Below are 17,646 nucleotides of genomic sequence, written 5' to 3'. Positions count from 1 at the left end.
CCCATGCGGCGGGGCCGAGCATTCTCCCCTCGAGGTCACGCAAATATGATACTGGCAACACCATGAAATCATTGCGCGGCCACGAACGGACGATCAAATCACCGCCATGCGAAGCTTGAAAACCCTGCTGCTCGGCGCCGCCATCGGATTGGCAACCGCACTTCCCGCCGTCGCCTCTTCATCGGCCTGGTACAACAGCGAAGGCGGCAAGGTCAGGCTGGTGACATCAGGCCAACCCGACGACGCCGGCCGCATCCAGGGCGTTCTCGACATAGCGCTCAAGCCCGGCTGGAAAACCTACTGGCGCGATCCGGGAGACGCGGGCGTGCCGCCGCAGCTCGACATCTCAGCCAGCACCAACATCACCGACGCCGCTCTGTCGTTTCCTGCTCCCCAACGCCACGACGACGGCTATGGCAAATGGGCAGGCTACAACCGTCCGGTTTCCCTGCCGGTGACATTCACACTGGCCACGCCGAACCAGCCGGCGGTGATCGATGCCGACATCTTTCTCGGTATTTGCGAAACGATCTGCATACCGGTGCAGACGCGGCTGATCGTTGATCCTGCCTCCGACCCGGACAATGCCGAGGACGCGGCGCTGGTGAAGGCAAGTTTTTCGGGATTGCCGGCGCCCGCAAGGTCCGATTTCGGCATCAAGGTCCTGCCGGGCGACCACGAAACGCTGATTGTCGAGGCGAGTCTTCCCGGCGATCCGGATGCGGCGGATTTCTTCGTTGCCGGCGAACGTGATTACATGTTCGGCGCCCCTGCCCGAAGCGAAAAGGACGGCAAGCTGATTTTCACAGTGCCGATCCTCGATCGCCCGTCGGCGACGCCCACGGATGGTGGGCTTCACTACACGCTGACGAGTTCGGTGGGTGCGGTCGAAGGGCTTCTGCCTTTCCCTTGATCCAGCGTCTCCAAACGGTTGCGGGACGCCGTTGAGTTCGCTACGCAAAGACCCGTCCTTCCCGATTTTCCCAAGCGAGGAATTCATGACCATTTCCGTTGGCGACAAGCTGCCCGACGTGACCTTCAAGACGATGACCGCCGATGGCGCGAAGTCGATCACCGGGGCCGAGATCTTCTCCGGCAAGAAGGTCGTGCTGTTTGGGGTTCCCGGCGCCTTCACGCCGACCTGCAGCAACAACCATTTGCCCGGCTATCTCGAGAACCATGACGCCATCCTGGTGCGCGGCGTCGACACAATCGCCGTCGTTTCGGTCAACGACGTCCACGTCATGGGTGCCTGGGCGCACTTCACTGGCGGTGAGGGCAAAATCCTGTTCCTCGCCGACGGCAGTGGCGATTTCGCCAAGGCAGTCGGCCTCGACTACATCAGCAACGATATGGGGCTGCGCTCGAGGCGCTTCTCAATGATCATCGACGACGGCAAGGTCACCGCACTCAATGTCGAGACCAAGCCCGGTGTCGACGAGTCCGGCGCGGCTCATATTCTGGGGCAGCTCTGAACTTCAGCGAGGCGTCGGGCGTGGGGCCGCAATCACGATCGAGCCTGTAGTCCAGGGCTTGCCTTTGGGGGGACCTTAGCGATGTTTGACATCTTCTGGCGCGCTATCGCGATCGGCATCGGCGCCACCGTGGCGATGGACCTGTGGGCCATGTTCCTGCACAAGGCGTTCGGCCAACCACGACCGAACTGGGGGCCGGTCGGTCGCTGGGTCTGGCATCTGCGCGACAAGATCTTTCACGACGATATCGGCGGTGCAGCGCCCTACGCGCATGAAAAAGCGCTGGGCTGGGCCTTTCATTATTTTGTCGGCATCGTCTACGGCGTCATCCTGGTGGTGCTGGCCGGAGCAGGCTGGCTTGCCGCGCCGACCTTCCTGCCGGCCTTCATCCTCGGCATCGTCACCGTCGGCGCCGGCTGGTTCCTGCTGGCGCCCGGCATGGGCGCCGGCTGGGCCGCATCGAAGCGACCCAATCCGATGCTGATCCGGGCGCTCAACCTGGTGTCGCACACGGTGTTCGCGCTCGGGCTGTACGGCACGGCGCTGCTGATCCGCTGAACGTCTACAGCTGCGCCAGCCTGTCGATCGGCCGCCATCCATGGATAACATCGCGAACGCCGATATCGTAAGCAAAACAGTTGCCGCCACCGGCTGGCTGATCCGCTTCGCGGCTGATCTCGCGACCACTGAGGGACAGCAACAGCAGTGTTCCCACGCCTCCATGCCCGACGAAGGCAATGTCGTCGGCGTCGTTGGTGCGGAGCACGGTGTCAACCTCGCTCACTATACGCTGCTGGGCATCGATGGCTCTTTCCCATCCGCGAATGCTTTTGTGTGGATTGGCAAAGAACTGGTCCGCGACCGCTTCGAACTCCGGCGGCGGCAGAAAGCCCGTTGCCGAGCGATCGTTCTCGTGCATCCGTTCCCTCACCTCGATGGCAAGACGCAGATGCGCTGCGAGGATCTCGGCGGTTTCCATCGCCTTGCGTTCAGCCGACGACACGATACGCCGGATCGACCCGACCCAGGGCTGATCGAGCATTGCAAACGCTCTCGCCCGTCCTATGTCGGATAGCCCCCATTCCGGCACTGGAACATTGGCATCGACCTGAACCTGGGGATGCGTGACGTAGTAGAGGATCGGCACGATAGAAATTCCCTGCCTGAGATCCGTCCGGCTCCCGGAATTCAATAGCTCTGGGTTGAGCGCCGCACCCTTGCGACTGCCGGCTGTTTTGTCTGCACAGCTGGCTTTGAGGCCACAGCAGGCTTGAATGGACCCTTCTTGAACGGCGCCATGCCTTCGCGCGCGAGTTCGTCGGCGCGCTCGTTCTCGGTATGGCCGGCATGGCCCTTGACCCAGTTCCAGGTGACTTTATGGCGCCGGTTGGCTTCATCGAGCGCCTGCCAGAGTTCACCGTTCTTCACAGGCTTCTTGTCGGCGGTCTTCCAGCCGTTCTTTTTCCAGCCGTGGATCCACTTGGAGATGCCGTCCATGACATATTTGCTGTCGGTGTGAAGCTCGACCGCGCAAGGTTCCTTCAGCGCGTTCAGCGCCGAGATGGCGGCGAGAAGTTCCATGCGGTTGTTGGTCGTCTCGGCTTCGCCGCCGGACAGCTCCTTGGTGGTGCCGTTGAAGCGCAGGATCGCGCCCCAGCCGCCGGGACCGGGATTGCCCGAACAGGCGCCGTCGGTGAAGATCTCAACCTGCTTGCTCATGATACCCCATATTAGGCCAATCCATATTCCGAAGGAGATCTGATCGCCCGATGGAACCGCATCCTGCGGATATACTCGGTCGGGTCGCGTTTCATCACCAGCCCACCATCGGGCACGGTTAGCCAGTCGTACAGCCGGGTCAGCATGAAGCGCAGCGCCGAACCCCGCGCCAGCATCGGCAGCGCCGCCTTCTCCTGGTCGCTTAGGGGACGCACGCTCTGATAGCCGGCAAGCAACGCCTTGCCCTTGGTAAGGTTGAAGGAAAAATCCTTCTCGAAGCACCAGGCATTGAGGCAGGTAGCGACATCGTAGGCGTAGAGGTCGTCGCAAGCGAAATAGAAATCGATCAGACCGGAGAGCTTTTCGCCGAGGAAGAAGACGTTGTCCGGGAAAAGATCGGCATGGATGATGCCTTGCGGCAGGTCTTTCGGCCAGTTGCGCTCGAAATCGGCGAAGTCGGCATCGACCTCGGCCGCAAGGCCCGGCTCGACCTCGTCGGCGCGATCGCGCGCCGCGTTCCAGAGCTTGCGCCAGCCGTCGATGGCCAGCGCATTCGGACGCGTCATCGAAAAATCGGCGCCGGCCAGATGCAACTGCGCCAACGCCTTGCCGACCTCGGCGCAATGCGCCGATGTCGGCCGCCGCAGCGAAAGCCCTTCGAGGAAGGTGATGATAACCGCCGGCCGGCCTGCGAGCGTGCCGATGACGCTGCCGTCATCCGCGGTCACCGGCAGCGGGCAAGACACGCCTTTTTTTGCGAGATGGCCCATCAGGCCGAGGAAAAACGGCAGGTCCGCCTTCTCGACCCGCTTTTCGTAAAGCGTCAGGATGTAGGAGCCGCTGGAGGTGTGCAGGAGGAAGTTGGAGTTTTCGGTACCTTCGGCGATACCTTTGTAGGACAGGAGATCGCCGACCGGATAGTGCTTCAGGAACGCGCCGAGTTCGCCTTCCGCAACGTCGGTGTAGACCGCCATCTGCCTTACGCGGCTCCATTGACGAAGGCCATGTCGGCCCGCGTCAGTTCGACATCGCGCAGCACCCGCATGACCGGAAAATCCTCTGTCTCCGTGGCCGTGATGGCCAGGTCGATCGTGACATCGAAGCGTTGCCGGAACGCGTCGATGATCTCGTCGACGATGATTTCGGGCGCCGACGCGCCAGCCGACAGGCCGAGCGTCGAAATGTTGGCGATGTCATTCCACGGAATCTCGGCGGCGCGCTGCACGAGAAGCGACATCGAGGCGCCGGCACGTTCCGCCACTTCGACAAGGCGCCGCGAATTGGAGGAATTGGGTGCGCCGACGATCAAATAGAGATCGGCGCCGGCAGCGGTCTCCTTGACCGCTTCCTGGCGGTTGGTGGTGGCATAGCAGATCGATTCCGCCGCCGGAGCCTGCAGGGCTGGAAAGCGATCCTGCAAGGCCCGGATGATGCCGGCGGTGTCCTCGACCGACAGCGTGGTCTGGGTGACGAAACCGAGCGCCTGCGGGTCGGCGGGCGCGAGCTTTGCGGCGTCGGCTTCGGTCTCGATCAGCGTCACCGCCCCGTCGGGCAACTGGCCCATGGTGCCGATCACCTCGGGATGTCCGGCATGGCCGATCAGGAGCACATGGCGGCCGAGCCGCTGATGGCGCATCGCCTGCTTGTGAACCTTCGACACCAGCGGACAGGTGGCATCCAGATAGAACAGATTGCGCGCCTGGGCATCGGCCGGCACCGACTTCGGCACGCCATGCGCCGAGAACACGACCGGCGATTGCCGGTGTTCGGCCGGGATTTCGGAGAGTTCCTCGATGAAGACCGCGCCAAGGCTTTGCAGACCCTCGACGACGTAACGGTTGTGCACGATCTCATGGCGGACATAGACCGGCGCGCCATACTTCTTCAGCGCCAGTACGACGATCTGGATGGCACGGTCGACGCCGGCGCAAAAGCCGCGCGGCTGGCAGAGCCGGATCGTCAGGGGTGGTTTGGTCGTTGTCTGAAGCATGAATCCGGGCCGGTTGATCAGAGCCGAAATGAGGTGCCTACCCCTGCCCTGTCAAGGGCATCGGTAGAGAGGCGGGCGTCGGTGGCGTTCATTCCTCTTTCGCGGGACGGCGAAGCCGCAGGATGAGCACGGCAGCGAGCGCCGCGGCAAGGCCATACCAGGTCATCGCATATTGCAGATGGCTGTTCGGCAGGTCGATGATGGTGACGCCGCCCACCGGCAAGCCGCCTGGATTAGGCGTCTTGTCGGCGTCGATGAAGATCGGCACCAGCGCGGCGCCCGCCGGCAGCCCGGCGCTCGCCGCCATCGCGTCACGATCCTTCCAGTAGAAGATGTTCTTCGCCGCATCATTGTCGGGAAGCATCATCGACGGCTTTGCCGGCAGCGGGTTGCGGGCAAGTCCCGTGATCGTCACCCTGCCCGTCACCTGTCCCTTGGCGCGCTTGGCGGCATCCTTCAGATCGTAGGGCACGAAACCGCGATTGATCAGGACAAAGCGGCCATCGTCCAGGGCAAGCGGCGTATAGACGTTGAAGCCGGCTTCGCCGTCCCAGGTTGCGTAGAAATGCCGTTCGCCTTGATGCAGGAACGTGCCGGTGACGGTGATCGGCGTGTAGTCGACGTCGCCGGTGGCGGCGAATTCTTTCTCGATTTCGGCCAGCGGCCGCGGTTCTGAATGGGTGCGTTGGTCGATGGTCTGGAGAAGATCTTCCTTCCAGTGCAGGCGCTGGACCTGCCAGGTGCCGAGCGCCAGCAAGATCAGCAACAGCACCAGGCCAAGGCCAAGCAGCAATGCCGATCCCGGCCGCGAGCGGCCGCTGGCTTTGACGAACGCCTCGCTCATTCGCCGCGATCCAGCCGGCCCTCGGCCGCCTTGTTGCGGTATTGCAGCGTGAGCAGCACGCCTTTGATCAGCCGCAGCGCCGTCAGGCACAGCACGACCGCCAGCGGAATCCAGACCAGCAGATGCAGCCAGAGCGGCGGGCTCAGCGTGACTTCAACCCAGAGCGCCAGCCCGACAATGATGAAACCGATGATCAGGATGACGAAGACCGCCGGCCCATCGCCGGCATCGGCGTAGGAATAGTCGAGGCCGCAATTGACGCAGCGCTTGCCGACGGTGAGGAAACCGGAGAAGAGCCGCCCTTCGCCGCAGCGTGGACAGCGGCCATGCAGGCCGGCCGAAATCGGGTCGATCGGGGGCCAGATCGCCCTATCTTCGCCCATGGAAGCGTCGTCGCTCATTGCTTACCGCTCGATCTCGATCGGTGTCCTATCGGCCACCATTGCCCAGATTTCATTCATGTCGGAATCCGTAACCGCAATGCAGCCGTCGGTCCAGTCGACCAATTGAAGCAGCTCGGCAACATCATGATCACGAATGCGCAAATGGCACAGGGAATTGTCGGCCGCATGGTCCATCGATCGGCGATCATTGCGCCGAAAAGAAGAGGCGGCCACGTCGCCGCGGCCGCCTTCTTGAAATCGAACCCTCAATCGGGAATCAGTGGGCTTCGACCACCGCGCCGACCGATCCCCAGACGTAGATCGATGCGAACAGGAACAGCCAGACCACGTCGACGAAATGCCAATACCAGGCTGCGGCCTCGAAGCCGAAATGCTGCTTGGGCGTGAAATCACCCTTTATCGCCCGGATCAGGCAGACCGCCAAGAAGATGGTGCCGATGATGACATGGAAGCCGTGGAAGCCGGTCGCCATGAAGAAGGTGGCGCCGTAGATGGAATCCTTGAAGGCGAATGGAGCGTGCATGTACTCATACGCCTGCACCATGGTGAACAGCATGCCGAGCCCGACAGTCAGCACCAGACCGTTGATCAGTCCCTTGCGATCGCCGTGAATGAGCGAGTGGTGCGCCCAGGTAACCGTAGTGCCTGACAGGAGCAGGATGACGGTGTTGTAGAGCGGCAAATGGAAGGGATCGAGAACCTCCATTCCCTTCGGCGGCCAGACGCCACCGGTGAAAGTATGGCGCGCGTAATTCTGCACCTCGCCGGCGAAAAGGCTGGCGTCGAAATAGGCCCAGAACCAGGCAACGAAGAACATCACCTCCGAGGCGATGAACATGATCATGCCGTAGCGCAGATGGAGCGACACGACACGCGTGTGATGGCCCTCGTGCGCTTCCTTGATCGTGTCCGACCACCAGGCGAACATGGTGTAGAGGACGATCACGATGCCGATGAAGAACAGCCACGGATTGGCGATGTTGAGGCCGAAAATCGGGAAGCTGCCGCCCTTCAGATATTGCATCAGGCAGACGCCGCCAAAGGCGGTGACGAGCGCTCCTACCGATCCCAGGAAGGGCCACGGGCTCGGGTCGACGAGATGATAGTCATGCTGTGGTTTTGCGTGCGCGTCTGCCATATCAACCCCCGAGATTTGCTTCGGTATTCGAAATTGTTTTGCTCTTGCCTTGAATCGGCTCCGACGACGCAACCGGCTTGTTCTTCTCGACCGGAAACATCGTATAGGACAGAGTGATCGTCTTTACGTCCTTCAGTTCCGGCACGTTGACGATGTCAGGATCCACGTAGAACAGGACCGGCATGTCCAGGGTCTCGCCGGGCTTCAACGTCGTGTCGGTGAAGCAGAAGCACTCGACCTTGTTGAAGTAGGGGCCTGCCAGTTCCGGCTGCACATTGAAGGTGGCGCGGCCAGTCACGGAGCGATCGAACTTGTTGGTTGCCTTGTAGTGCGCCTGCACCGTCTCGCCGATCTTCATCGTCATCGCGCGCTGGACCGGCTGGAAGTCCCACGGCACGCCGGCGATGTTGGCATCGAAACGGACGGTGATCTCCCGGTCGAGCACGCGGCCGGCATACTGCTTTTCTGCGCGCTGCGTCGTGCCGCCATAGCCCGTCGCTTGGCAGAACATCTTGTAGAGCGGCACCGCGGCATAGGCCATGCCGATCATGCCGGTGAAGAAGGCAAGGCAGACGGCCGCGACAACGAGGTTGCCGTTCTTCCCAGCCGGTCTTTTGGACGTCTCGACGCTCATCACATCGTGCCCGACAGATTGTGGCCGAACTTCACGATCGTCGCGATGTAGAAAATGACGACCAGGACGGCCAGCGCCACACCGATTGCTACCGAACGGTTGCGTCTGGCTTTCCTCTGCCGCTCGGTCAACGTGACCAGCTCGAGCTTTTCTTCGATCATGGTCATGCTCCGCCCATGGCAAGCGCGCGTTCGACAACGCTGTCGGCCAGATAGGCAGCGAAGATGGCAAAGAGATAAAGCAGCGAATATGCGAACAGGGCCTTGGCCGGTTTCATGATGCGGTCGCTGTCGGGCATGCCAAGCACTTTCCACGCGTACCAGACAAATCCCAACCCGAGCAACGTGGCGGCGACACCGTAGAACGGCGTGGTGTAGCCAAGCAGCCAGGGCAGCACACCGACGGGGGCCAGAACCAGCGCGTAAGCGAAGATCTGGCGGCGGGTCGAAGCGTGTCCGGCGACGTTGGGCATCATCGGGATACCGGCCTTGGCGTAGTCCTCTGACTTGAACAGCGCCAGCGCCCAGAAATGCGGCGGCGTCCACAGGAAGATGATCAGAAACAGGATCAGGCTTTCCAGGCTGACCGTCCCGGTCACCGCGGCCCAGCCGATCACCGGCGGGATGGCGCCAGCAGCCCCGCCAATGACGATGTTCTGCGGCGTCCAGCGCTTCAGCCACATCGTGTAGACGACGGCGTAGAAGAAAATGGTGAAGGCCAGCAGCGTCGCTGCAAGCCAGTTAACCAGCACGCCGAGTGTCATCACCGACAGCACCGAAAGCACCAGACCGAAGCTCAGCGCTTCATGCGCCTGGATGCGACCGGACGGAACTGGACGGCTGGCGGTTCTGGTCATCACCGCATCGATGTCGGCGTCATACCACATATTCAGCGCCCCGGAGGCGCCAGCACCAATGGCAATCGACAGGATGGCGATCACAGCCAGCAGCGGATTGACGGTCACGGGCGCCGCGACCATGCCGACAAAGGCGGTGAACACCACCAGCGACATGACGCGCGGCTTCAGCAGGGCGAAGAAATCGCCCGCTGTTGCTTCCGACATGCGAAAGCCCGCTTCGTCAATCAATGGGTCGTCGACAAGGGCCATGCGTACTTTAAGTCCATTATTCCGTTGGGCAAAACCGCCGGCGGACCGGCGGTTTTGTATTCGAGCGGGGCAGCCGCCTTACTTGATCTTCGGCAGCTGTTCCCACTGGTGAAAAGGCGGCGGCGAAGGCAGCTGCCATTCGAGAGTCGTTGCACCCTCGCCCCACGGATTGGCGCCGGCGATCCGCTTCTTCTGGAAAGCTTCGAACACGCAATAGAGGAAGATCAGGACGCCGACGGCCGATATATAGGAGCCGATGGACGATACGTAGTTCCAGCCGGCAAACGCGTCCGGATAGTCGATGGTGCGGCGCGGCATGCCGGCGAGGCCGAGGAAATGCTGCGGGAAGAAGATCAGGTTGACGCCGACGAAGGTGACCCAGAAGTGGGTGTTGGCGATCACCGGCGAGTACATGTAGCCGGTCATCTTCGGGAACCAGTAGTACCAACCGGCGAAGATGGCGAACACCGCGCCGAGCGACAGCACATAGTGGAAGTGGGCAATGACGAAATAGGTGTCATGCAGCGAGCGGTCGAGGCCGGCATTGGCCAGTTGGACGCCGGTAACGCCACCGATGGTGAACAGGAAGATGAAGCCCAGCGCCCACAGCATCGGCGTCTTGAACGAGATCGACCCACCCCACATCGTCGCGATCCAGGAGAAGATCTTCACGCCCGTCGGCACCGCGATGACCATGGTGGCGAAGACGAAATAACGCTGCGTGTCGAGCGACAGGCCGGTCGTGTACATGTGGTGCGCCCAGACGATGAAGCCGACGGCGCCGATCGCCACCATGGCGTAGGCCATGCCGAGATAACCGAACACCGGCTTCTTCGAAAAGGTCGAGATGACGTGGCTTATGATGCCGAAGCCCGGCAGGATCAGGATGTAGACTTCCGGGTGACCGAAGAACCAGAAAAGGTGCTGGAACAGAATTGGGTCGCCGCCGCCATCGGGAGCAAAGAAGGTCGTGCCGAAATTGCGGTCGGTGAGCAGCATGGTGATGCCGCCGGCCAGAACCGGCAACGAGAGCAGCAGCAGGAAGGCGGTGATCAGCACCGACCAGGCAAACAGCGGCATCTTGTGCAGCGTCATGCCAGGCGCGCGCATGTTGAAGATGGTGGTGATGAAATTGATTGCGCCAAGGATCGACGACGCACCGGCGATGTGGATCGACAGGATCGCCAGATCCATGGCGGGTCCGGGCTGACCCGAGGTCGACAGCGGCGGATAGAGCGTCCAGCCGCCACCGACGCCGAAGGCACCCGGCGCACTCGGCACGAACATCGAGGTGAGCAGCAGGATGAAAGCCGGCGGCAGCAGCCAGAAGGAGATATTGTTCATGCGCGGGAACGCCATGTCTGGCGCGCCGATCATGATCGGCACCATCCAGTTGGCAAAACCGCCGATCAGCGCCGGCATGACCATGAAGAAGATCATGATCAGTGCGTGCGCGGTGGCGAAGGCATTGTACATGCTCTTGCCGCCGTCGATCGCGGCGTCACCGTTCATGCCGTAGACCATCTGCGCCAGGCCGCTGAAGATCTGGATGCCCGGCTCCTGCAACTCCATGCGGATGGCGACAGACAAGGCACCGCCGATGATGCCGGCCATGATCGCGAAGATCAGGTAGAGCGTACCGATGTCCTTGTGGTTGGTCGAATAAACCCAGCGCACCCAGCCGTGATAAGGCTTGTGATCGTGCCCGTCGTGAGCTGCAGCGTCTGCCATGTTCCGCTCCGTTCCCTGATCTTTTCTGGCCGCGGCATCAGTTGCCGGCGGCTGCTACCTTGTTTCGGCCGTCGACCTCGGCCATCAGCGTCTTGTTGGCGCCGGGCAGATCGGTCTTGGCTGCCGCCAACCAGGTCTTGAACTGCGCATCCGAGACGACGCGGATGGCAATCGGCATGAACGCATGGTCCTTGCCGCAGAGCTGCGAGCACTGACCGTAGTAGAGGCCTTCCTTCTCCGCCTTGAACCAGGTCTCGTTGGTGCGGCCCGGAATGGCGTCGATCTTGATGCCGAACGACGGCATGGCGAAGGAGTGGATGACGTCGGTCGCGGTGACAAGCACGCGGGTCATGGTGTTGACCGGCACCACCATCTCGTTGTCAACGGCCAGTAGGCGCGGATATTCCTTGCGGTCCTCCTTGCCGGCGGCAGCGCGATCACCGTCCTGCAGGATGGCGGAGTTGAAGGAGAGCGTGTTCTCGGTCTGGTACTCGTAATCCCAGTTCCACTGGTTGCCGGTCGCCTTGACGGTCAGCTTTGCTTCTTCCGGCGGCGTATATTGCGCGGTCAGCAGCTGGAACGAGGGAATGGCGAGGCAAAGCAGGATGACAACCGGGCCGACAGTCCAGATCACCTCGATCAGCGTGTTGTGGCTGGTCTTGGACGGAACCGGGTTCGCGCTCGCACGGAATCTCACGATGCAATATGCGAGGAGAAGAAGCACCAGGATGGTGATCGGGACGATGAACCACATCGTGTAGTTTCCGAACCACTCGATCTGCCGCATCATGTCGGTCGCCGGCGCCTGGAAGGTTGTCTCCCAGTTCTTTGGCTGGTCGGCATGGGCGGATCTGCCGGCGAAAAACGTGATAGCGGCACAAGCACTTAGAAGCTTGGCACTTGCTAGAAACTTGGCGCTTGCCAGGAAATTTCTCATCGCCCTCATCGTCTCCCAGTTCCTCGCGGCGGTATCCACGAGAATAACGAACAATGCCGGGACGGGAATCCCGACAGTCTCAAGCTGGTTCAAACCATACTCTTTTTCCCTCTGCAAGAAAGGAGCGGGCGAAACCGTGCGGCATTTTTGCGCGCAAGACCGGATGCGCCTCGCATTCCTGCGGGCCGCTCGTGCCGGACGTCGCAATTCGGGCGAAATTGGCAGGGAAAAGCGCCGCATTGGCTTTTTGGGGGCAGACCGGTTGCGGTCTCATCCTTTACTTGGCTTTGGCGCGGCTTAAAGTGCCGTGATTCGCAATGGAGCCGTCATGATCCCTTGGCTTTCGAGAAACTCTCGGTTTTCGAGAAACTGGGCGAAGGTCATCTTTCTCGCCGCCCTGTCTGGTATCGGCTTGTCCGGCACGGCCAACGCCGCGCAACCGAGCGGCACGGTGCGCTCGACGCATGGCGCGTGGTCGATCATCTGCGACACCCCGGCCGGCGCGACCTCGGAACAATGCGTGATGATGCAGAACGTCGTCGCCGAGGATCGTCCGGAGATGGGGCTGTCGGTCGTCGTGCTGCGCACCGCCGATAACAAGGCGGAGATCCTGCGCGTGCTGGCGCCGCTCGGCGTACTCTTGCCCAACGGGCTCGGCCTCAATGTCGACGGCAAGGATATCGGCCGCGCCTATTTCGTACGCTGCTTCCAGGACGGCTGCTATGCCGAGGTCATTCTCGAAAAGCCGCTGCTCGACACGCTGAAGACCGGCACGTCGGCCACCTTCATCGTTTTCCAGACTCCGGAAGAAGGCATCGGCATCCCGGTCGATCTCAAGGGGTTCGCCGACGGTTTTGCCGCCCTGCCCTGACAGGCTGGTGCTTGCTGGAAACCTTTCTAACTGGAATTCGATGGCCAGCGACCTCAAGGACTTCATCCACCAAAAGTGACGTCGACCGACCTGTCGGCGAGCGCATTTGTCTTCGCAATGCGACGGGACGATTGTCTCGACGCGCCTTCGCGCCTACATCGGGGCAAAGACCCATTCCTCCTGTGAACGGACGCGCCATGAACAGCCTGATCGGCCAATTCGACATTTCAGACGATCGCATCAAGCAAATCGTCGCTGAGACCATCAACGGCGCCGACGACGGCGAGCTGTTTCTCGAATACAGCGAAAGCGAAGCGCTGATGTTCGACAATGGCCGGCTGAAGACCGCCAATTTCAACACCGACCAGGGGTTTGGTCTGCGTGCCGTCGCCGGCGAAGCCAGCGGTTACGCGCATTCCAGCGATCTTTCCGAGGCCTCGCTGCTGCGCGCGGCCGACGCCGTTTCAACCGTCAAGGGCGGCTATTCCGGCACGCTTGCCGCCGCACCCGCCCGCACCAACCGCCATCTCTATGGCGAGGAGAACCCTATCCCCTCGCCTTCCTTCGAGACCAAGGCAAAGCTGCTGCAGGAGATCGACGCGTGGCTGCGCGCCGAGGATCCGCGCGTGCGCCAGGTTTCGGCCTCGCTTGCCGCCTCCTGGCAACATGTCGAGATCGTGCGCGCCGACGGCCAGGTGGTGCGCGATATCCGCCCGCTGGTCCGCATCAACGTCTCTGTCGTGGTCGGCAATGGCGACCGCCAGGAGAGCGGCTCCTACGGCATGGGTGGCCGCAAGGCCTTTGGCGAATTCCTGGTCGAGGACAGCTGGAAGCACGCCGCCAAGGAGGCGCTCCGGCAAGCCCTCGTCAACCTCGAGGCGATACCGGCGCCGGCCGGCACCTTCGACATCGTGCTGTCGAGCGGTTGGCCGGGCGTCATGCTGCACGAGGCTGTCGGCCATGGGCTGGAAGGCGACTTCAACCGCAAGAAGACCTCGGCCTTCGCCGGCCTGCTGGGCCAGCAGGTCGCCGCCAAGGGAGTGACCGTCGTTGACGACGGCACCATGCCCGAGCGGCGCGGCTCGCTCACTGTCGATGACGAAGGCACGCCTTCGGCCCGCAATGTGCTGATCGACGACGGCAAATTGGTCGGCTACATGCAGGATCGCCAGAACGCCCGGCTGATGGGTATGAAGGCGACCGGCAACGGCCGGCGTGAAGGCTATGCCCACCAGCCGATGCCGCGCATGACCAACACCTACATGACGGCAGGCGACATGGAGCCGGACGAAATCATCGCTTCGGTGAAGAACGGTATCTATGCAGTCTCCTTCGGCGGCGGCCAGGTCGACATCACCTCAGGCAAATTCGTCTTCGGCTGCACCGAGGCTTACATGATCGAGAACGGCAAGGTGACGCAGCCGATCAAGGGCGCCATGCTGATCGGCAACGGGCCGGACGCCATGCATCGCGTTGCGATGATCGGCAACGACATGAAGCTCGACACCGGCATCGGCATGTGCGGCAAGGCCGGACAGGGCGTGCCTGTCGGCGTCGGCCAGCCGCATTTGCGCATGAACCAGATGACCGTCGGCGGCACGCGGGTTTGATCGATCGGCCCCTCTGGCCGAGCCGTTATGCCTTGCTGATAGAACGGCGCGAAGTCGCGTAGAGAATCAAGAAGCCAATGACGCCACCGATCGCATATTTGATCCAAGCACTCAGGTAGTCGACTGTTCCGTCGTGGCCGGAGACATACAGCGCAGCTGCGACAAACGTCATGGCCGCGATGCCAAGTGCATAAGATGGCAATAACCCGATTCGAGTGATCTTTCGCAAGATCCAGGCGACGAGCGCACCCGTGAGCGCCATCATGAGAGCTGCGCCCAAAATCTCGGCAACGAATCCTGGTGAAATCATTTTTCAGTCCCCCCTAATTCCGCGGTGCAATCTGCCCGCTTTTAGCGGCAAGCTCAACAATGACGGCGCTGATCCCCACAAGCTTCGCAACCGTCGTGCTCGCAGAGTGGGACGACTCCGGCTTTGCAAGCTTCATAGCCTTGAAATCGATGTCATCTCGCGCTATCTTACGATTGTCTTACATTAGGAATAGGCTTCTGTGGGTGCTCCGGAAAAGCTCACGACTATCGTCTCGACCAAGGGACAAGTCATCCTGCCCAGCGCAATCCGGAAACGGAGAGAGTGGGGTGCCGGAACACGCCTACAGGTCGAAGACACGCCGGAAGGCGTCCTTTTAACGCCGGCGCGAGCTTTTGCCGAGACGCGGCCAGAAGATGTGTTTGGCTCTCTTCCACACAGGGGCGAACCAAAGACTCTGGAAGAAATGGACGCGGGCGTGCTCGCAGAGGCGCGGCGACACCATGCTCGCGATTGATACCAATGTCGTCGTTCGTTACCTGACGGGCGACCACCCTGAGCAGTCCCTACGCGCTCGACAGCTGATCGATACTCGACCGGTCTTTGTTGCCGTTACGGTGATCCTGGAAGCCGAATGGGTACTGCGTAGTGCCTATGGCTACGATCAGACCGAAATCATCCGAGCGCTACGGGGTTTCGGCGGGCTCGCAACCGTTGAGGTAGAGGAAGCCGCGACTGTCTCTTTCGCCCTCGACCTAGCCCAGACGGGAATGGATTTCGCGGATGCCTTGCATCTGGGCAAATCTGCGCACTGCACGGGCTTCGCGACCTTCGACCGCAAGCTCGTCAAGGCCGCGAAAGCAACTGGGCTTGAAAACGTGCAAGAAGCATAACGCTACCGTCGCCGTTTCGGCTTCTCCAGCAGCGCCACCGCCTCGACGTGCGGCGACCACAGGAACTGGTCGATCGGCGTCACGCTTTTCAAGGTGTAACCGCCGTCGATGAGGATACGCAAATCCCGCGCGAGCGTCACCGGATTGCAGGATACCGCGGCGACGTACGGAACATCCGAGCGGGCGATCTGCTTCGACTGATCCTCGGCACCCGCCCGTGGGGGATCGAACACCAGGCCGTCGAAGCCATTCAATTCCTTGAACGTCAGCGGCCGGCGGAACAGATCGCGGCGTTCAGCCGTCACCCGCTTCAGGCCGGTGGCGAAGCGTGACCCCCGGTCGAGCGCCGAAAGGGCTGCCGCATCACCCTCCACCGCGTGGACTTCGGATTTGGTCGCCAGCCGCAAGGCAAAGCTGCCGCAACCGGCGAAGAGGTCCGCCACCTTCTTGGCACGCTTCAGATGTCCACCGACGATACCGGCCATCGCCTGTTCTGCGGCCTCGGTGGCCTGCAGGAAGGCGCCAGGCGGAATGGCGACGGCAACGCCGCCGAACATGACCGTCGGCTTTTTTGGCTCTATGATGATCTCGTCGTCGATCGAAAGCCGCGCAAATCCCTGGGCCATGACGAAATTGGAAGCGACCCGACGCTGGTTCTCGCCCAGTTTGCCTGATTCATAGACGGCGACATCGAGGCCTGAACCGGTCACGGTGACGGTCATGCGGAACGATTTGGTGGTGGCACAGACCAATTCGGCGAGTGCCTTCAAGCGATCGAGCGCGGCGACGATCTCCGGCAGCGAGATCGGGCATTCCTCGATGGAGATGATCTCCGGCGACAGATGGCGATGGAAGCCGAGCAGCATGCTTGTGTCCGTGCGCCGGGCGGCAAGCACCACACGGCGGCGCGTGTGCGGCGCGCAGGCGACCAGTTCACCGATCTCGCAATCGATTGCTTTACCCTTCAAGGCGTGCACCACCTTTTCGCGTTTCCACTGGCGATAGGCTTCGGCTTCGAAATGCTGGAGGGCGCAGCCGCCGCATTCGGTGAAATGGCGGCAGGCGGGATCGATGCGCAACGGCGAGGCTTCCAGCACCGCCACCAGCATGGCGCGATCCCTTTCGCGCGAAGCGGTGACCGTTTCGCCGGGCAATGTGAAAGGGATGAACAGATCGCCTGTCTCGGTCTCGGCGATGCCGTCCCCCTGAGCGCCAAGTTTACTGATGGTGAAGCGCGCGCTCATCGATCCTTGATCCCACCGAGCAAGAATTCGCGATTGCCGTCGCCGCCCTCGATCGGTGACAAATGCAGCCCCAGCGCCCGCCAGCCGGGGACGGCATCGAGCCAATCCTGCAACAGGCCGGCGACACGGGAGGCGTCGTAGGGATCTTTCAACAGACCACCCTTGCCGATCGCTTCGCGACCAGCCTCGAATTGGGGCTTGACCAGAAACATGGCCTTGGCGCCAGCCTTCGCAAGGCCAAGCGCCGGCGGCATCGCCAGTTTCAGCGAGATGAAGCTGACATCGGAGACAATGAAATCCGGTATACGACCGCCAAGATCGGCGGCGGTGAGATCGCGGGCGTTCAGGCCTTCGATCACCGTCACACGCGGGTCTCCCCCGACATCAGGGTGCACCTGACCATGCCCGACATCGATGGCGGTGACATGAGCAGCGCCGCGCTCCAGCAGGACCTGGGTAAAGCCGCCTGTCGAGGCGCCGATGTCGAGTGCCTCACAGCCGGCGGGATCGAGGCCGAAATGGTCGAGCCCGCCGATCAGCTTGAGCGCCGCGCGCGACACATAGCCTTGCGCCGGGTCGTCGATGGCGATGAGACATTGCGGCGAAACGCTCTGACCAGGCTTGCGGGCAAGGACGCCGTCGACAGTCACCGTGCCGCGTTCGACCGCGTCGCGGGCACGCGAGCGGCTGGCAAACAGCCCGCGTTGGACGAGCAGGTCGTCAAGCCGCTGGCGGGCGCTGGCTGGCAGAGGCGAATTCATCGGCCTTCATGGCGAAAGC

Annotated in this window: 23 protein-coding genes and 1 pseudogene; 8 read left to right on the top strand and 16 right to left on the bottom strand. The window is 61.9% G+C overall.

Annotation, left to right across the window (positions count from 1 at the left end):
* Positions 1-106 precede the first annotated feature (106 nt).
* The 3 genes from X744_RS157430 (at position 107) to X744_RS157440 (ending at position 2,033) form a co-directional block, all read left to right on the top strand.
* The gene (locus tag X744_RS157430; RefSeq protein WP_023759142.1) at positions 107-913 is read left to right on the top strand and encodes a protein-disulfide reductase DsbD domain-containing protein; all 807 of its coding nucleotides are present in this window, start codon (positions 107-109) and stop codon (positions 911-913) included.
* A gap of 85 nt (positions 914-998) precedes the next feature.
* Positions 999-1,475, top strand: coding sequence for a peroxiredoxin (locus X744_RS157435; RefSeq protein ID WP_023759141.1), 477 nt, complete (start codon positions 999-1,001; stop codon positions 1,473-1,475).
* Positions 1,476-1,556: 81 nt separating this feature from the next.
* Complete coding sequence (locus X744_RS157440; protein ID WP_023759140.1) at positions 1,557-2,033, top strand: DUF2938 domain-containing protein; 477 nt, start codon at positions 1,557-1,559, stop codon at positions 2,031-2,033.
* 4 nt (positions 2,034-2,037) lie between these two features.
* On the opposite strand, the gene X744_RS157445 is transcribed toward X744_RS157440, so the two are convergent.
* The 13 genes and pseudogenes from X744_RS157445 to coxB all read right to left on the bottom strand — a co-directional run bounded on the left by X744_RS157445 (position 2,038) and on the right by coxB (position 11,914).
* The gene (locus X744_RS157445) at positions 2,038-2,622 is read right to left on the bottom strand and encodes a histidine phosphatase family protein (protein ID WP_023759139.1); all 585 of its coding nucleotides are present in this window, start codon (positions 2,620-2,622) and stop codon (positions 2,038-2,040) included.
* Positions 2,623-2,663: 41 nt separating this feature from the next.
* The gene (gene rnhA / locus X744_RS157450; RefSeq protein ID WP_023759138.1) at positions 2,664-3,194 is read right to left on the bottom strand and encodes a ribonuclease HI; all 531 of its coding nucleotides are present in this window, start codon (positions 3,192-3,194) and stop codon (positions 2,664-2,666) included.
* Positions 3,195-3,205: 11 nt separating this feature from the next.
* Positions 3,206-4,168: a homoserine kinase gene (locus tag X744_RS157455; RefSeq protein WP_023759137.1), complete on the bottom strand. Its 963-nt coding sequence runs from the start codon at positions 4,166-4,168 to the stop codon at positions 3,206-3,208.
* A 5-nt stretch (positions 4,169-4,173) separates the two neighbouring features.
* The gene (gene ispH / locus X744_RS157460; RefSeq protein WP_023759136.1) at positions 4,174-5,184 is read right to left on the bottom strand and encodes a 4-hydroxy-3-methylbut-2-enyl diphosphate reductase; all 1,011 of its coding nucleotides are present in this window, start codon (positions 5,182-5,184) and stop codon (positions 4,174-4,176) included.
* Between the two features lie 88 nt (positions 5,185-5,272).
* Complete coding sequence (locus X744_RS157465) at positions 5,273-6,028, bottom strand: SURF1 family protein (RefSeq protein ID WP_023759135.1); 756 nt, start codon at positions 6,026-6,028, stop codon at positions 5,273-5,275.
* The gene (locus X744_RS157470) at positions 6,025-6,411 is read right to left on the bottom strand and encodes a DUF983 domain-containing protein (RefSeq protein ID WP_023759134.1); all 387 of its coding nucleotides are present in this window, start codon (positions 6,409-6,411) and stop codon (positions 6,025-6,027) included. Before X744_RS157470 ends, X744_RS157465 begins: the two co-directional genes overlap by 4 nt.
* Before the next feature lie 21 nt (positions 6,412-6,432).
* A pseudogene (locus tag X744_RS1000000176225) lies at positions 6,433-6,543 on the bottom strand (L,D-transpeptidase family protein); the annotation flags it as partial.
* A 145-nt stretch (positions 6,544-6,688) separates the two neighbouring features.
* Complete coding sequence (locus tag X744_RS157475; protein ID WP_023759132.1) at positions 6,689-7,570, bottom strand: cytochrome c oxidase subunit 3; 882 nt, start codon at positions 7,568-7,570, stop codon at positions 6,689-6,691.
* Position 7,571: 1 nt separating this feature from the next.
* The gene (locus X744_RS157480; RefSeq protein ID WP_023759131.1) at positions 7,572-8,204 is read right to left on the bottom strand and encodes a cytochrome c oxidase assembly protein; all 633 of its coding nucleotides are present in this window, start codon (positions 8,202-8,204) and stop codon (positions 7,572-7,574) included.
* A complete protein-coding gene (locus X744_RS157485) occupies positions 8,204-8,365 on the bottom strand; it encodes a hypothetical protein (RefSeq protein WP_084025388.1) in 162 nt (53 codons plus the stop codon). The genes X744_RS157480 and X744_RS157485 overlap by 1 nt, the downstream gene beginning before the upstream one ends.
* A 2-nt stretch (positions 8,366-8,367) precedes the next feature.
* The gene (locus X744_RS157490; RefSeq protein WP_023759129.1) at positions 8,368-9,312 is read right to left on the bottom strand and encodes a heme o synthase; all 945 of its coding nucleotides are present in this window, start codon (positions 9,310-9,312) and stop codon (positions 8,368-8,370) included.
* A 78-nt stretch (positions 9,313-9,390) separates the two neighbouring features.
* A complete protein-coding gene (gene ctaD / locus X744_RS157495) occupies positions 9,391-11,043 on the bottom strand; it encodes a cytochrome c oxidase subunit I (RefSeq protein WP_023759128.1) in 1,653 nt (550 codons plus the stop codon).
* Positions 11,044-11,080: 37 nt separating this feature from the next.
* The gene (coxB, locus tag X744_RS157500; RefSeq protein ID WP_348626158.1) at positions 11,081-11,914 is read right to left on the bottom strand and encodes a cytochrome c oxidase subunit II; all 834 of its coding nucleotides are present in this window, start codon (positions 11,912-11,914) and stop codon (positions 11,081-11,083) included.
* On the opposite strand from coxB, the gene X744_RS1000000175105 reads away from it, so the two are divergent.
* From X744_RS1000000175105 to tldD, 3 genes are all read left to right on the top strand, one after another.
* Positions 11,832-12,281: a hypothetical protein gene (locus X744_RS1000000175105; protein ID WP_245266591.1), complete on the top strand. Its 450-nt coding sequence runs from the start codon at positions 11,832-11,834 to the stop codon at positions 12,279-12,281. The genes coxB and X744_RS1000000175105 overlap by 83 nt on opposite strands.
* Before the next feature lie 27 nt (positions 12,282-12,308).
* A complete protein-coding gene (locus tag X744_RS157505; RefSeq protein WP_023759126.1) occupies positions 12,309-12,851 on the top strand; it encodes an invasion associated locus B family protein in 543 nt (180 codons plus the stop codon).
* 197 nt (positions 12,852-13,048) lie between these two features.
* Positions 13,049-14,461 (top strand): metalloprotease TldD, encoded by a 1,413-nt coding sequence (gene tldD, locus X744_RS157510; RefSeq protein WP_023759125.1) that lies wholly within the window; start codon positions 13,049-13,051, stop codon positions 14,459-14,461.
* A 25-nt stretch (positions 14,462-14,486) separates the two neighbouring features.
* Here tldD and X744_RS157515 read toward each other — a convergent pair whose 3' ends face one another.
* Positions 14,487-14,771 (bottom strand): hypothetical protein, encoded by a 285-nt coding sequence (locus X744_RS157515; RefSeq protein WP_023759124.1) that lies wholly within the window; start codon positions 14,769-14,771, stop codon positions 14,487-14,489.
* Between the two features lie 199 nt (positions 14,772-14,970).
* Here X744_RS157515 and X744_RS1000000171985 point away from each other — a divergent pair, with 199 nt between their 5' ends.
* Positions 14,971-15,246: an AbrB/MazE/SpoVT family DNA-binding domain-containing protein gene (locus X744_RS1000000171985; RefSeq protein ID WP_084025384.1), complete on the top strand. Its 276-nt coding sequence runs from the start codon at positions 14,971-14,973 to the stop codon at positions 15,244-15,246.
* Positions 15,233-15,622 (top strand): type II toxin-antitoxin system VapC family toxin, encoded by a 390-nt coding sequence (locus X744_RS157520; protein ID WP_023759122.1) that lies wholly within the window; start codon positions 15,233-15,235, stop codon positions 15,620-15,622. The genes X744_RS1000000171985 and X744_RS157520 overlap by 14 nt, the downstream gene beginning before the upstream one ends.
* A 2-nt stretch (positions 15,623-15,624) precedes the next feature.
* Here the strand turns inward: X744_RS157520 and X744_RS157525 are convergent, their stop codons facing one another.
* Positions 15,625-16,866, bottom strand: coding sequence for a class I SAM-dependent RNA methyltransferase (locus X744_RS157525; RefSeq protein WP_023759121.1), 1,242 nt, complete (start codon positions 16,864-16,866; stop codon positions 15,625-15,627).
* On the bottom strand, positions 16,863-17,627 hold the full coding sequence (locus X744_RS157530) for a TlyA family RNA methyltransferase (protein WP_023759120.1): 765 nt from the start codon (positions 17,625-17,627) through the stop codon (positions 16,863-16,865). The genes X744_RS157525 and X744_RS157530 overlap by 4 nt, the downstream gene beginning before the upstream one ends.
* Positions 17,628-17,646: the final 19 nt, after the last annotated feature.

Source organism: Mesorhizobium sp. LNHC252B00 (genome assembly GCF_000502955.1).
GTDB lineage: Bacteria > Pseudomonadota > Alphaproteobacteria > Rhizobiales > Rhizobiaceae > Mesorhizobium.
This window is presented reverse-complemented; position numbering and strand designations above follow the sequence as displayed.

Bases quoted from the DNA above. Each gene is read 5' to 3' on its own strand.
- X744_RS157430 (WP_023759142.1), top strand. From the start codon at position 107: ATGCGAAGCTTGAAAACCCTGCTGCTCGGCGCCGCCATCGGATTGGCA.
- X744_RS157435 (WP_023759141.1), top strand. From the start codon at position 999: ATGACCATTTCCGTTGGCGACAAGCTGCCCGACGTGACCTTCAAGACG.
- X744_RS157440 (WP_023759140.1), top strand. From the start codon at position 1,557: ATGTTTGACATCTTCTGGCGCGCTATCGCGATCGGCATCGGCGCCACC.
- rnhA (WP_023759138.1), bottom strand. From the start codon at position 3,194: ATGAGCAAGCAGGTTGAGATCTTCACCGACGGCGCCTGTTCGGGCAAT.
- X744_RS157455 (WP_023759137.1), bottom strand. From the start codon at position 4,168: ATGGCGGTCTACACCGACGTTGCGGAAGGCGAACTCGGCGCGTTCCTG.
- ispH (WP_023759136.1), bottom strand. From the start codon at position 5,184: ATGCTTCAGACAACGACCAAACCACCCCTGACGATCCGGCTCTGCCAG.
- X744_RS157465 (WP_023759135.1), bottom strand. From the start codon at position 6,028: ATGAGCGAGGCGTTCGTCAAAGCCAGCGGCCGCTCGCGGCCGGGATCG.
- X744_RS157470 (WP_023759134.1), bottom strand. From the start codon at position 6,411: ATGGGCGAAGATAGGGCGATCTGGCCCCCGATCGACCCGATTTCGGCC.
- X744_RS157475 (WP_023759132.1), bottom strand. From the start codon at position 7,570: ATGGCAGACGCGCACGCAAAACCACAGCATGACTATCATCTCGTCGAC.
- X744_RS157480 (WP_023759131.1), bottom strand. From the start codon at position 8,204: ATGAGCGTCGAGACGTCCAAAAGACCGGCTGGGAAGAACGGCAACCTC.
- X744_RS157485 (WP_084025388.1), bottom strand. From the start codon at position 8,365: ATGATCGAAGAAAAGCTCGAGCTGGTCACGTTGACCGAGCGGCAGAGG.
- X744_RS157490 (WP_023759129.1), bottom strand. From the start codon at position 9,312: ATGGCCCTTGTCGACGACCCATTGATTGACGAAGCGGGCTTTCGCATG.
- ctaD (WP_023759128.1), bottom strand. From the start codon at position 11,043: ATGGCAGACGCTGCAGCTCACGACGGGCACGATCACAAGCCTTATCAC.
- X744_RS1000000175105 (WP_245266591.1), top strand. From the start codon at position 11,832: ATGTCGGTCGCCGGCGCCTGGAAGGTTGTCTCCCAGTTCTTTGGCTGG.
- X744_RS157505 (WP_023759126.1), top strand. From the start codon at position 12,309: ATGATCCCTTGGCTTTCGAGAAACTCTCGGTTTTCGAGAAACTGGGCG.
- tldD (WP_023759125.1), top strand. From the start codon at position 13,049: ATGAACAGCCTGATCGGCCAATTCGACATTTCAGACGATCGCATCAAG.
- X744_RS157515 (WP_023759124.1), bottom strand. From the start codon at position 14,771: ATGATTTCACCAGGATTCGTTGCCGAGATTTTGGGCGCAGCTCTCATG.
- X744_RS157520 (WP_023759122.1), top strand. From the start codon at position 15,233: ATGCTCGCGATTGATACCAATGTCGTCGTTCGTTACCTGACGGGCGAC.
- X744_RS157525 (WP_023759121.1), bottom strand. From the start codon at position 16,866: ATGAGCGCGCGCTTCACCATCAGTAAACTTGGCGCTCAGGGGGACGGC.
- X744_RS157530 (WP_023759120.1), bottom strand. From the start codon at position 17,627: ATGAATTCGCCTCTGCCAGCCAGCGCCCGCCAGCGGCTTGACGACCTG.